General features: G+C 63.4%; 13 protein-coding genes. 4 read left to right on the forward strand and 9 right to left on the reverse strand.

Translation table 11 applies throughout. The annotated features are described in order from the left end of the window. Positions 1-282: 282 nt before the first annotated feature. The 4 genes from P0D68_RS29710 to arsH all read left to right on the forward strand — a co-directional run bounded on the left by P0D68_RS29710 (position 283) and on the right by arsH (position 3,012). Entirely contained in the window at positions 283-615 is a 333-nt protein-coding gene (locus P0D68_RS29710) for an ArsR/SmtB family transcription factor (protein WP_408300664.1), read from the forward strand. 128 nt (positions 616-743) lie between these two features. Beyond that, positions 744-1,829: an ACR3 family arsenite efflux transporter gene (arsB, locus tag P0D68_RS29715; protein ID WP_408300662.1), complete on the forward strand. Its 1,086-nt coding sequence runs from the start codon at positions 744-746 to the stop codon at positions 1,827-1,829. Continuing rightward, positions 1,826-2,248: an arsenate reductase (glutaredoxin) gene (gene arsC / locus P0D68_RS29720; protein WP_091792828.1), complete on the forward strand. Its 423-nt coding sequence runs from the start codon at positions 1,826-1,828 to the stop codon at positions 2,246-2,248. Before arsB ends, arsC begins: the two co-directional genes overlap by 4 nt. After that, positions 2,248-3,012: an arsenical resistance protein ArsH gene (gene arsH / locus P0D68_RS29725; RefSeq protein WP_408300660.1), complete on the forward strand. Its 765-nt coding sequence runs from the start codon at positions 2,248-2,250 to the stop codon at positions 3,010-3,012. Before arsC ends, arsH begins: the two co-directional genes overlap by 1 nt. 90 nt (positions 3,013-3,102) lie before the next feature. On the opposite strand, the gene P0D68_RS29730 is transcribed toward arsH, so the two are convergent. The 9 genes from P0D68_RS29730 to P0D68_RS29770 all read right to left on the reverse strand — a co-directional run bounded on the left by P0D68_RS29730 (position 3,103) and on the right by P0D68_RS29770 (position 13,711). Further along, complete coding sequence (locus P0D68_RS29730) at positions 3,103-4,230, reverse strand: HlyD family secretion protein (protein WP_408300694.1); 1,128 nt, start codon at positions 4,228-4,230, stop codon at positions 3,103-3,105. 99 nt (positions 4,231-4,329) lie between these two features. Further along, positions 4,330-5,850, reverse strand: a complete 1,521-nt coding sequence (locus tag P0D68_RS29735; protein WP_408300692.1) for an efflux transporter outer membrane subunit — start codon at positions 5,848-5,850, stop codon at positions 4,330-4,332. Between the two features lie 56 nt (positions 5,851-5,906). Further along, positions 5,907-6,893, reverse strand: a complete 987-nt coding sequence (locus P0D68_RS29740) for a glycosyltransferase family 2 protein (RefSeq protein WP_408300658.1) — start codon at positions 6,891-6,893, stop codon at positions 5,907-5,909. Positions 6,894-6,903: 10 nt separating this feature from the next. Continuing rightward, positions 6,904-8,424, reverse strand: a complete 1,521-nt coding sequence (locus P0D68_RS29745; protein WP_408300690.1) for a DHA2 family efflux MFS transporter permease subunit — start codon at positions 8,422-8,424, stop codon at positions 6,904-6,906. A 125-nt stretch (positions 8,425-8,549) separates the two neighbouring features. Beyond that, a complete protein-coding gene (locus P0D68_RS29750; protein ID WP_408300656.1) occupies positions 8,550-9,881 on the reverse strand; it encodes a glycosyltransferase in 1,332 nt (443 codons plus the stop codon). Between the two features lie 10 nt (positions 9,882-9,891). Then, complete coding sequence (locus P0D68_RS29755) at positions 9,892-10,461, reverse strand: methyltransferase family protein (RefSeq protein WP_408184570.1); 570 nt, start codon at positions 10,459-10,461, stop codon at positions 9,892-9,894. Between the two features lie 14 nt (positions 10,462-10,475). Further along, positions 10,476-11,438, reverse strand: a complete 963-nt coding sequence (locus P0D68_RS29760; protein WP_408300654.1) for an alpha/beta fold hydrolase — start codon at positions 11,436-11,438, stop codon at positions 10,476-10,478. A gap of 433 nt (positions 11,439-11,871) precedes the next feature. After that, entirely contained in the window at positions 11,872-13,041 is a 1,170-nt protein-coding gene (gene argE / locus P0D68_RS29765) for an acetylornithine deacetylase (protein ID WP_408300652.1), read from the reverse strand. Beyond that, positions 13,034-13,711, reverse strand: coding sequence for a DUF1028 domain-containing protein (locus P0D68_RS29770; RefSeq protein WP_408300650.1), 678 nt, complete (start codon positions 13,709-13,711; stop codon positions 13,034-13,036). Before P0D68_RS29770 ends, argE begins: the two co-directional genes overlap by 8 nt. Positions 13,712-13,717 lie beyond the last annotated feature (6 nt).

Consider the following 13,717-nt stretch of genomic DNA (forward strand, 5'->3'; position numbering starts at 1 on the left):
AATGAGTGGCAAAGGGGCCAGGCAGATGCGGGAAGCGATGCTGCGCACCCGCGTGGCGGGACAACATTCACATTCATTATCGAAAATGCGGGACAACACAAGAACCCACTATTGATATTTTCAAACAATAAAGATTCTTCTGGTCGGCGCGAGTGCTGCATCGAACCAGCGGTCCGCCACCGAGCGGGGTTGACCGCTCGCCTATCGAGCACCGCCCCATCTCGCCTCACCTTCATTTCAACAATACTTGAAATATAGAAACAAAACCTCTATCGTTACGGTATGGACTCATACCTCGTTGTACGCGCCTTGAGCGCGCTCGCCCATGAATCGCGCCTCGCGATCTTCCGGTTGCTGGTCGTAGCCGGCCCGGACGGCATGGCTGCCGGTGAAATCGCCCAGCAGCTTGGGCTTTCCCCTTCAAGCCTTTCGTTTCACCTGAAAGATCTGTCACATGCGGATCTGGTGAAGCCGCGACAGGACGGACGGTTCGTCATCTACACGGCGAACTTTGACGCCATGACCGGTTTGATCGGCTTCCTGACCGAGAACTGTTGCGCGGGAGAGACCTGCGCGGCGAGCACTCTGCCAGGCTGCTGCGCAGACAAAGCATGACGCGTGGCGCATCCCTATCGCGATTGAGAATCTGAGTGACAACAGCTGGCTTTACCTTGCCCTGTTCGATCACAACGCGATTCAGACAGCAATCCCTGACGTTGGCGCAAGCCGTGTAGAGGAATTTAATGAGCAGCACTAATACAGCGGCCGGCGGCGAACGACCGGCTATCGGTTTTTTCGAGCGTTACCTGACGGTCTGGGTCGCGCTCTGCATCGTTGGTGGCATCCTCCTTGGCCAACTGCTTCCCCTGCTCTTCCAGGCAATCGCCCGCATGGAAGTGGCGCAGGTCAATCTGCCGGTCGGTGCACTCATCTGGGTGATGATCATCCCGATGCTGGTCAAGATCGACTTTGCGGCGATGTCTCAGGTCAAGAGCCAGTGGCGCGGCATTGGTGTCACGCTGTTCGTGAACTGGTTCGTCAAACCATTCTCAATGGCGCTGCTCGGCTGGATTTTTATCCGCCATGTGTTTGCGCCGTGGCTTCCCGCCGATCAACTCGACAGCTATATCGCAGGCCTGATTCTGCTGGCCGCCGCGCCCTGCACCGCGATGGTGTTCGTCTGGTCGCAACTCTGCAAGGGCGATCCGTATTTCACGCTTTCGCAAGTCGCCCTGAACGACTCCATCATGATCGTAGCTTTTGCGCCGCTTGTTGCGCTGTTGCTCGGCCTGTCCGCGATCACGGTGCCGTGGGATACGCTGCTCATGTCGGTCGGACTCTACATCGTGATCCCCGTGGTGCTCGCCCAGTTTCTGCGCCGGCATCTGCTGGCCGCGGGCGACGCGCATTTCCGCCAGGCGGTCGCACGCATGGGCCCCTATTCGATCAGCGCCTTGCTCGCGACACTCGTGCTGCTGTTTGCGTTTCAGGGGCAAGCGATCATCCGGGAGCCGCTCGTTATCGCCATGCTCGCGGTGCCGATCCTCATTCAGGTGTTCTTCAACTCCGGCCTTGCGTACCTGTTGAACCGCCGGCTCGGCGTCGCGCATTGTGTTGCGGGGCCGTCCAGTCTGATCGGCGCCAGCAATTTCTTCGAACTGGCCGTCGCCACGGCAATCAGCCTGTTCGGGTTTCATTCCGGCGCGGCGCTCGCCACGGTGGTCGGTGTGCTGATCGAGGTGCCGGTGATGCTGTTCGTCGTCGGCATTGTCAACCGTTCTCAGCACTGGTACGAAGCGAAACACATCAGCAAAGGGGAACCGCTATGAACGTCACGATCTATCACAATCCCGACTGCGGCACGTCGCGCAACACGCTAGCCATGATCCGCAATGCCGGGATCGAGCCGGAAATAATCGAGTATCTGAAAACACCGCCTGAACGGGAGACACTGAAGCAGCTCATTGCTCGCGCCGGCTTGACCGTACGCGCTGCGCTGCGCGAAAAGGGCACGCCCTACGCGGAACTGGGTCTGGGCGATGCATCCCTGAGCGATGAGCAGTTGCTCGACGCCATGCTGGAACATCCGATCCTGATCAACCGTCCGTTTGTGATTACACCGCTTGGTGTGCGCCTGTGCCGGCCGTCCGAGGCGGTGCTCGATATCCTGCCCGCCGCGCAGCAGGGCTCATTCGCGAAAGAAGACGGCGAGCAGGTTGTCGATAGCGAAGGACGGAGACTCCTTTAATGACGCAGGATCTCCCCAACGTCAGCGCGCCGCACCTCGACACGCCGGATCTGCGCAAGCTCGAACCGGGCACGGTTTCACAACATGCTCCACGAATCCTGCTGCTGTACGGTTCGTTGCGCGCGACCTCATACAGCCGGCTTCTCACATTCGAAGCCGAACGCATCCTGCGCCATTTCGGCGCGGAAACCCGGGTTTTTGATCCACACGGTTTGCCGCTGGTGGACAGCGTGCCGGCCGACCATCCGAAGGTGGTCGAACTGCGCGAACTCTCGGAGTGGTCGGAAGGGCAGGTCTGGTGCAGCCCGGAACGTCATGGCACCCTGACGGCCGTATTCAAGAACCAGATCGACTGGCTGCCGCTCGAAAGCGGCGGCGTTCGCCCAACACAAGGCCGTACGCTCGCGGTGATGCAGGTGTGCGGCGGCTCGCAGTCGTTCAACGCCGTGAACGCGTTGCGCATTCTCGGCCGGTGGATGCGTATGGTGACCATTCCAAATCAGTCGTCGGTGGCGAAGGCCTGGCAGGAATTCGACGCAAGCGGCCGGATGAAGCCCTCGGCGTACTACGACCGCGTGGTCGACGTGATGGAGGAACTGTACAAGTTCACGCTGCTGGTGCGTGACAGGTCGGACTATCTGACCGATCGCTACAGCGAGCGGAAGGAAACACACCCGGAGCTTGCCACGACACTCGCGGCCGCCGCCATGAATCAGGAAGCAGCGACCGCCAATGCGGACACCGACGACAATGAAACGGAGTGATCGCGACGCCGGCCGGCGAGCTGTCGCGGCATGGACGCTCGCCGTTGCGCAGTTCGTTCGTGGTGCGGAAAACCGTGACGCCGCGGATCGCTAACTGTCACCGCCGCGGTCGCTATTCTCCCGAATGATCTTCTCGATCAACGCGTCCGCATCGCGCGACACGTTGTCATGCACGCGCGTACTTTGCGTCGGCGCCGGCGTATCGTTGCCGATCAGATGTCCGCTGCGCACATGCGTATCCACCGACACCTGCATCGACAAGCCGAGCCGTAGCGGATGCGCGGCGAGATCAGCCGGGTCGAGCGAGATCACGATCGGCACGCGCTGCACGACCTTGATCCAGTTGCCCGCGGCGTTCTGCGACGGCAGCATCGAAAACGCGCTGCCCGTGCCCGCCGAAAAGCCTTCGACGCGGCCGTGATACACCACCTGCGAGCCGTATACATCCGACACGATGCGCACCGCCTGCCCCACGCGCATGCTGCGGATCTGCCCTTCCTTGAAGTTGGCCTCGACCCACAGCCGTTCGAGCGGAATGATCGACATCAACGCGAGACCCGGCCCGACTTGCTGACCGATCTGTACCGAGCGCTGGCCGACCGTGCCGTCGACGGGCGACACGATAGTCGTGCGTTGCAGATTGCGATAGGCAAGGCGCAATTGCGCCGCAGCTTGCAGAACGGGTGGGCTCGCCTCGACCGGGAATTTGCCGCCGAGCGCGCGCGCGGCGTCCAGCTGAACCTGCGCCGAAGCCAGATTCGCCTGCGCCACGGCCACCGCCTCGCGGGCGCGCGCCAGTTCTTCCGGCGACACGACTTCGACTGACGCGTGGTCGCGCGCCGCCAGCGCACGCTGCGCCAACGCCAGTTCGGCACGGCGCGCGTCGATGGATTGCACGTACAGCTTGCGCGAGATCGTTGCGTTCGCCACCTGCCGCACGGCCAGCGTCAGTTGCGCGCGCGCCTGGGCGAACGCCGCGGCCGCTTCGGCGTCGTCGAGCCTGACGAGCGGCTGGCCCGCGCGCACCTGGCGCGTGTTGTCTACCAGAATATCGGTGACAGTACCCGGTATCTGCGCGGCGATCTGGACGATATTGCCGGCGACGTAGGCGTCGTCGGTCTCCTCAAAGAAGCGCGCGCTCAACCCCCACCACGTCGCCCATGCCGCGCCGGCGAGCGCCACCATGCCGAAGAAAATGGCGAAGCGACGCCGGCGCATCGCCCGGATGCGATCGCGCGCGCCGTGCGCTACGTTTGCCGCGTTGACCTGTTCCTCGGTCCAGCCGGCGGCATCATGTGCCTGTTTATCGTTGTGCATTCAATCGAAGTGCGTATCCGTAATGCGCGCGTGAGAGGGAAAAGTAGTCTGATAATGCGAGAGCGGTGCGCCGGCCACCTTGCGTTCGTCGAAGCCGCCGCCGAGCGCGCCGACCAGCGCAACCTGCAACAGCCGGCGGCGGCCCTGCAGATCGACCTGCTGCGCGCGTTCGTCGAGCAGCGAGAGATCGGCGAGCGTCACGTCCTTCTGCATGCCGATACCGCGCCGGTGCCGCTCCTCGGCAATCGCGACGATGCGAGCGGCCGCATCTACCGCGCGAGTCTGCTCGTTCGTGAGCGTGTCCACCGTGCGCAATGAAGTGAGCTGACGCGCGACCTCGCCGAGCGCTTCGTCGACGGTCTTGTTGTAGAGGCTCACCGTCGCGTCGACATTCGCATAGTCGCCGCCGAGTTGCGCGCGCAGGCGGGTCCGGTCGAACACCGGCAACGAGATGGCCGGGCCGATCGAGCCGGTCATCGCCGCGCGCGAGAACAGCGCGGCAGGCGTCAGCGCAGTCAAGCCGGCAAACGCCACGAGATTCACGTCGGGATAGAACTGCGCACGCGTGACATCGACGCTCGCGAGTGCCGCTTCGGCGCGTAACCGCGCCGCCACGATATCGGGGCGACGTCCCAGCAGATCGACCGGCAGTTGCGCCGGCATCGGCGCGTCGGCCGCCGCGGCCAGTTGCGGCCGATGAAGCGACAAACCGCGCTCCGGCCCGCGCCCCGTCATGACGCCGATCTGCAACTCGGTCAGCGTGATGCGCTCGTCGTTGAGCGCCTGCTGCGCGGCGAGCCGGCTTTGCTTGAGCGTTGCATCCGCGGCGTCGTAGGCATTATCGAGGCCGCGCGCGCTACGTTCGCGCAACACCGCATCGACCCGCTCCGCCGCCTGCCGCTTCTGCCGCAGAATGTCCTGCATCGCAAACGCGCGGTCGAGTTCGCAGTAGAGCGTGACCAGCGCGACTGTCAGCGTGAGCCGCACCTGCTCGGCATCGATCCGTGCCGCGTCGCGCGACGAGAGCAGACCGCGTGAGAGCGCCGCATTCCTGCCCCACAGATCGAGCTGATAGCTCAAGCCCGCGATCAGCGCGGCGGGCGACACCGTCGGGTCGTTGAACACCTGCACCGGAATCTGCTGGCCGCCGACTGAAACGTTGGCCACATCCGCCGGCTGAGGCAAGCGGGTTTTGCTCACGGTCGCCACCGCCGTGCCCGTGAGGCCCGTCAGCGACGCGAACTGTTCGAGCTGCGCCTGCGCGGCGCTCACGCGTGCCTTCGCGACCTGCAGGTCGGGATTATTCTGCAGGGCTTCGGCGACCAGTTCATCCAGTTGCGAATCGCGATACCGCCCGACCCAGTCCGGCGCGGGCCACGCGCCGTGGGTGCCCGGACCGGCGGTTTGCGCGAGCGCATCGGCGGAAGGTTTGCGAGGCTGAACGTTCGCATGCAGACCCGCATCGCTGACGCAGCCGCTCAGTGCCGATGCAATCAGCAGCAAGGCGCACGAATGGCGCATGCGGTGGCGGATGAGGTGGCGAATGAGGTGGCGCATCAGGCGTCGCATCGACTGCTTCATGAGTGGTGCGTGCGACGCATCGCACCTTCAGTCGCCGCTGGCGTATTCACGGCGGCCGCCCTCGCCGCTCTGGCCGCGAGCCGAGGACGGGTTTCTCCAAGCGGCCCCATCCGGGCGAACAATCCATCTATGAGACCCAGCGCAATCGCATTCAGTTTGTCGAGCTTGTGTTTCTCCAGCAGCACGATCTGCACGATCTGCCATAGCGTCAACAGGTTCGGTACGACCGCGACCGGCAGACGCAGTCCATATTGCAGCGCCAGCTGCATTGCGTTACGCGCACTGTAGTAGCGGCGAAATGCAGGGTGATTCATCGTCGTCACTTCGAAGGGGCCTAATTGATGGCGGTGGCGCGTGCCGATCCGATGCGACAGCACCAGCGACGGCACGACATAGACAGGCACATTGCGCAGCAGCGCACGCAGGCAATACTCGGTGTCCACGTGATCGATGAACAGCGATTCGTCGAAGCGGCCGAGCCGCGCGAACGCTTCGCGCGAAATCACGCAACCCGACGAGATCAGGAACGCGCAGCGCTGCAAGCCGGCATCCATGCGCAACGACAATCTTTCGACACCCAGACCGCTGGTCGACAGTTCCGGCAGAAAGCGTTGGTCGTTTTCATCGAAGATGCGCGGGCCGGCCATGAACGCAGTACCGTTCACCGACGCACACCGGTCGCGCATCACGTCGAAATAGCCGGACGGCGCTTCGGAATCCTGGTCGAACAGCGCGACCGCATCCGCGCCCCGCTCGAACAGCACACGCAGGCCGCAGTTGAATGCACCGGCAATGCCGTGGCGATTGCCGTGACGCAGCAGCTCGATCCCTGCTTCGCCCAGCACCAGGGCCGCGCGACTGTCCGGCTGCGGAGAATTGTCGACCACCAGCAGGCGGTCGCACTCGTCGCGCATCGCCACGGCTCGCATCAACTGCGCCTCGCCCGGATGAAACAGGATAATCAACGCGCCCAGGATCGTCATGACTTTGCTCCTAGTGACCTAAGGTCATCGCGGCGCCGCGTTTGGGACGCGTCAGCCACATCATCGCGGCGAGCACGAGGCAGGTGATGCTCGCCATGTAGAACATGTCGCCGGTCGCCATCATGTACGCCTGTTGCTGCACCATGTGGTGCAACGTGCTCAGTTCGCGCGCGCCGTCGATACCCATGCCGTGCAGGATCTGAACGAAGCGCTGCGTGTTGCCGGACGACTTCGCCACCGACTGCGCAACCACGTCGTAGTGATACAGCGCGCGGTTGTCCCACAGCGTCACGCTCATCGCCGTACCGAAGGCGGCCGACAGCGTGCGTAGAAAGTTCGACAGACTGGAAGCGGCGGCGAGTTTGTCGTCGGACACGCGTGAGAGCGTCGCGGCGGTCAACGGAATAAAAAAGCACGGCAGGCCGATGCCCTGAATCAGGCCAGGCGTGATGATCTGCGTAAAGGTCATCGTCAGCGTGAAGTGCGCATCCCACCACAGCACGCCCGCAAAGATCAGAAAGCCAAACGTGGCGAGCACGCGCGCGTCGAAACGCGCCGAGAAAATGCCGACGAGAATCGAGAACACCAGCGCTAGTATGCCGAGCGGAGCAGTGGCGAGCCCGGCCTGAAACGCGGTGTAGCCCATCACGGCCTGGAGCCACAACGGGAAGATCACGCCGACTACCGAGAAACTCATCATCCCGAGTGAAATGATCAGCACGCAAAACGAGAACGTGCGGTCGCGAAACAGGCTGAGATCGATCACCGGATCCTTCTCGCCCGCTTCCCAGATCAGCAGCGACACGATCGCAAGCGCGGCGACGATCGCGAGCGTCAGGATCAGCGGCGAATCGAACCAGCCCCGGTCATGGCCGAGATCGAGCACGGCCTGCAACGACCCGACGCCGACGATCAGCAGCACGATGCCCGGCAGATCGACCGGCGCGGCTTTCGCACCGTGCGCGTCGCGGGTATCGGGACGCAGCAGTGTCATGCACACCGCGAACGAAAAGATGCCGATCGGCAGATTGATCAGGAAGATCCACGGCCACGAGAAACTGTCGATAATCCAGCCGCCGACCACGGGCCCGAGGATCGGCGCGAGCAGCACGGTCATCGCCCACAGCGCAAGAGCCACCACGCGCTTGTCGGGTGGGAACGTACGCAGCAGGATGGTTTGCGAGAGCGGCACCATCGGCCCGGAAAAAAGGCCCTGCAATGCGCGGCACACGACCAGCAGATGAAAGTCGCTGGCCACGCCGCAGAGCAGCGACGTCAGAGTGAAAAGAATCACCGCCGCGAGAAAGAGCCGGGTTTCGCCGACCCGTCTGGATAACCAGCCTGTCAGCGGCACGGCGATCGCGGCCGCGACGGAGTAGGAACTGATCACCCACGTGCCCTGGCTATTGGACACGCCGAGGCCACCCGAAATGGCGGGGACCGCCACGTTGGTCACCGTCGAGTCGAGCACCTCGATGAAAGTCGCGAGCGAAAGCGCAAAGGTGAGCAACGCGAGGCGGGCGCCGCGCATGGTTCGGTTGTTGTGCTCGTTGTGCTCGTTGTGCCCGCTGTCCACGCCGGCGCGCGCGTCACGGCCCGAGCCGCCTCGCGCGTCATCGCTTGACCCTGCGCCCTCCGGCATTCGCGCTGCGGCGCTCATACGCCCTGCCCGCTCAACGCCAACGCGGGCGACAACACGCGAGTGCCGGCGGCCGCGCGCAAGCCCGTCTGCATGAAACCCTCGATCTCGCGCGCCGCCGCTTCGCATCCATCCGGCGACGCGGCGAGCCGGTCGTGCACGCGCCCGCACTGCGTCGCAATCGACGGACTCCCGAGCACCTGCCTGAGCGCGCGGGTCAACGTCCGCGCCTCGATCGGTCCATCCACCCGAACCCCGCACCCACTCGCGACGACGCGCTGCGCGTTGTCGAACTGATCGTGTGCGAATGGCGTCACGACTTGAGGGATACCGGCGGCATACGCCAGCGCCGCCGTGCCAATGCCGCCGTGATGCACCAGCGCGCGACAACGCGGCAACAGCGTCTGCAGCGGTACGTAGCGGCGCTCGATCCACGTGGAGAACGAACTCGCCTCATTCGCAGCGACGCGATCCTCGACAGGCGCGTCGGGCCGCAAAAGAATGCCGCGCAACCCGCTCTCGCGGAGCGTGTCGCGCACCGCTCGCGCATAACGCGCCTGATCGATCAACGTCGAGCCCGCCGTGAACACCACGGGCCGTTCGCCCGCGGCGAGAAACGCGTCGAGTTGCGGATCGGGTGTGCACGCAACGGTGTCGTTGAACAGCGGAAAACCGCTCATGCGATACGGAGCCGGCCAGTCGGGCTGCGGCTGCGCGAACCAGTCGGTAAAAAGACAGAGCACGCGATCGGTCGAATGCAACCATTGGCCGAAGATGCGCGTGGCCGGTTCGAGACCCAGCTCCGCGCGCAACGCGTTCAGCGCCGGACCGCACACCTTGTCGAGCGCGTACCGTTCGATCGAACGCATCAGCGCAGCCTTTACCGCGAGCGGCAAACGTCGTGGAATGGTGAGCCGCGGATGGGTCGGCGGAGCGTGCGCGGAAAGCAAGGTGGACGGCGACACCTGCACGGACACGAACGGCACCCGGTATAGCTCCTGCATCAGCCGGGCGGAAAAAGCCCATAACGTGCCCACCAGCACCGTGTCGGGAGTGGTCAGTGATGCCAGTGTGTCGAAATGCGCTCGCAGGGTCGGCGCAATGACCGCCCATAAGGTGCGAAACGACGTGCGCGGATTCCATAGCGCCGGATTCGCCATCGCGTCGGCGTAGTCGGCCGCCGTGCCGATCGGCACGAACATGAAGCCGCGGCGCGTCGCCGCTTCCGCGAACGGCGGATGCGTGCAGAACACGATCTCGTGTCCGCGCGCCGCGAGTGCCGCGCCGATGCCGAGCAGCGGATGCACGTCGCCCGCGGAGCCGATTGCGGTGATGATGACTCTTGTCATGCCCGGCGGCTCAGAAGAGACCCGGGATCAACGCAGCGACGTCGCGGCGATACTGCGAATAGGCGCGGCCGAAGTGGCCGGTCAGCCAGCTCTCCTCCACCCGCACCTTGTACGCAAGCGAAGCGAAAATCAGTAGCAAGCCGAGCGCGCCGCGCCATTGCATGCCGATCAGCACGCCGCCCGCGAGCGCCAGCAGGCAACCGGTGTAGATCGGGTGCCGCACGAGCCCGTACGGGCCGCTGCGGACCAGTTCATGATCTTCTTTCAGCGTGACCGACACGCTCCAGTTGGTGCCGAGATGCAGGCGCGCCCATACTGAAAACGCGAGGCCGGCAAGCAGCACGGCAAGGCCGGCGCATTGCAGCGCACCGATCGAATGCGAGTCGAACGACCACGCCGCGGCATTGAAGTCCGGCAACACGATTAGTGCGCCGCCAGCGATCAACGGAATCGACTGCAAGGTGCGCGACACGGACGCCTCTTTTCGCGCGGTCTCCTTGACCTGGTTCGACGTGGCGATCCAGTACAGCAGCCACACTGTCCACGGTACGACGATGGCGATGCTCTGAGCGATATTCACGATGGTTCGACCTGTTAGAACGAGTGATCGGCAGCGGCCTGCAACGCGGGAGTTGCGACGTTCGCGATGGCGGGTTCGGGCACGAGCGGGAGCGATGCGCGGCCGCTCGGCGCGTCGAAGCAGTCGAGCGCGCGCACGGGTTGCTGAACCGGCGCGGCGCCGAAGTAATCCATAATCGCCGTGCGCACCTGACGCAGCGCGGCGCGCCCTTCCAGATCGAGGAAATGCCCGGCCTGATCGATGGTCGCAAACTCCGCACGCTTCAGATGATGGCCGAGCGAGCGGACGTCGTCGGGCGTGGTGTACGCATCGAGCTCGCCGTTGATGAACTTCAGTCCGCAGTCTATGTTGCTGAATTCGTGCAGATACTGCTCCGGGCGAATCGCCAGAATCTGGTCGACATGAAACGCCACCTGGTGCTGCTCGTCACGCGGCAGCGTCGACAGGTAGCGGTAGTTGTAGAGCTTCATGATCCGCGGCAAATGACAGCCCACGGTGTCGTTGAGCAGTTGCGCGGCCTTCAGGTTTTCGCCCGCGGCGATGTAGTCGCGCGCCGCGGTCACGTACGCGGTCATGGCCTCGTTGAGCAGCGGCGAGAACGACGCGATCACCGCGCGGCGCACGCTCGTGCGCGCTCGCGAGAGCGCAAGCAGCGACGCCACGCCGCCCCAGGACACCGATAACAGGAAGCCCGGCTCGAATAAGCCGATGAGATACAACAGAATGTCGCCTTCATCGTCTTTGGTAAGAATGAAGCCGCATTCGTTATGCGCTTTCGATTGCCCCGCATAGGGCAAATCGAAACAGATTGGGTTATAGCGTTCGCCGAGGTATTTGATTGTCTGTCCAAACGACGCCGTGGTGGCTAACGCGCCGTTGATCAGAATGACACTCTCGAAGGCCGGATCGAATACGTGACGTTCAACGTAGACTTTCAGGCCCGCCGGTAGCGGAACAAGGAGTTTTTCGATGGGCATGGCGTATTCGCAGGCACTTGCGCAAGGCAAATGCGTACTGACACCGCGTCCGCGCGAGCGAACGCCTTGCGGCCGTACTACCGTGGATCAGGCCCATGCGACTTGCCATTACACCTTTACGCCGGCAAATCCGATCCGCGACGACCGCTGCTGCACCGAACACACGCATCACCGGACATGATGCCTGCCTGCTCCCCGCAGCGCGCCTGACCTCAGGCCGCTTCAATCGAGCGTTCGATGCCTCGTGATATTTCTTATATTTAATTGAAAAGCATTACTTCAATCGCTACTGCTTGTCATTCGTCGACGCCAGTCTTGCCGCTTTGCGTGAAGCCTTGATGTCAACATACGATAACGGAATGCTTTTTAACATGTTTCAAAAATAAAAGCTAAAAAATCATTGAGCGAATGTTCGAAATCGGCAAGTGAAATATTATTGAAAGGATGCGCTCGAGAGGTAGTCCGCGAGGCGAATCAACATCGCATCGCAATCGCGCAATTGCTCGACGGTGACAAACTCGTCGGGCTTATGCCCCTGGTCCATACTGCCCGGGCCGCAGACCACCGTGGGAATGCCGGCCTGCTCGAAGAGCCCACCCTCGGTGCCGAATGCGACCGTGCCGAATTCAGTCGAGCCGCTGAGCAGCGCGAGAAGCCGCGCCGCTTCGCTATCGGGCGATGTCGCCAATCCCGGATAGGCGGAAAGCGGCTGAAGGCGGATGCCGGTGTCGGACTTCACGGCGCGCATCTTCGGCAGCAACTCGGCTTCGGCGTAAGTTTGCAACTGGTCGGCCACCGTGTGCGCATTAAAGCCCGGCAGCGCGCGCACTTCGAAGTCGAATTCGCATTCGGCCGGCACGATGTTGAGCGCACGGCCGCCTTTGATCACACCCGTCTGCACGGTCGAGAACGGCGGATCGAAGCGTTCGTCGTGATGCTCGGGTTGCGCCAGTTGCTCGCCGATCTCTTCCAGATGACCGATCATCCGCGCCGCGTATTGAATCGCGTTGACGCCATAAGGCGCGTAAGCCGAATGACAAGGCGCGCCTTTCACGTGACAGCGCATTGCCAGTTTGCCCTTGTGACCCAGCACCGGCTTGAGCTCGGTAGGCTCGCCGATCAGACACAGAGCCGGCTTGTGCGGCCGCTGCTCCAGGTCCGCCAGCATGGAACGCACGCCGAGGCATCCTACTTCCTCGTCGTACGAGAACGCGAGGTGCACCGGCAGCTTCAGTTCCCGTTCGATGAACATGGGCACCGCCGCCAGCACCGAAGCGATAAAGCCTTTCATGTCGGCCGTGCCGCGGCCATACAGCCGCCCTTCGCGTTCAGTGAGACGAAATGCATCGACGGTCCATGGCTGGCCGTCAACAGGCACCACGTCGGTGTGCCCGGACAGCACGACGCCGCCTCCCTCACACGGACCGATGGTCGCGAACAGATTCGCCTTGGTGCGCTCGGCGTTGTAGAACAGCTCGCACTCGACACCCAGTTCCTCGAGGTAAGTCCGAATGAACTCGATCATCTCCAGATTCGAGTCGCGGCTGACCGTGGCGAAACTGATCAGCCGTTCGAGCAGCGCACGGCTCGATCGGTCATTCATTGCCTGGCACTCCGTAGCTGGGCGCGGCGGTCGGATTCAACGCGCGTGTGATGTAGTCCTGCATCTGCGGCCGATAAGCCTGCCATAGACCGTCGAGCTGATCGATGGGATCTTCATTCGCCCAATCGACGCGCAAGTCGACGATCGGCCAGCTCGGCTCGCCCACGATCTTGAGCGCCGCGGAATGCACGGGGCCTGCTTCGCCGCCGGCAGCCATCGCGGCATGCATGGCCGCGAGCAGGCGCTCGGCCAGCGTGCCGGCTGCGTGCTCGAAGGCAGGAACCATCGCCTCGATCACTTCGACACCGGCGAGCATGTTGCCCGCCGCGACGCATTGCGCGCCGGCAACAGCGTGATAGGTGCCCAGCGCTTCCTTGCCGCTGAAGAAAGCCGTGCGGCCCTGGCTATCGATCACCGTCACCTGCCTGTACTCACTCCACTCGCTCCCGCCGAGCGCTTGCTCCAGTGCCGCGGCCGGATCCAACTGTCCGTTCTCCAGAAGATCGAGAACCTGCGGGCCGAGCGCAGGCAGTGTGACGTTCTGCGTCGCCACCGCGCCCACGCCTGCGCGCACCCACGGGCATCGCGCGCCCACCGCGATGCTGGACGAACTGATCGCGATGCCAAGCTGCCCGGACTCAGCACACCGCCCGACGATAGAGAATGTCATGTCCCG

Source organism: Paraburkholderia sp. RL17-380-BIE-A, assembly GCF_046028085.1.
Classification (GTDB): domain Bacteria; phylum Pseudomonadota; class Gammaproteobacteria; order Burkholderiales; family Burkholderiaceae; genus Paraburkholderia.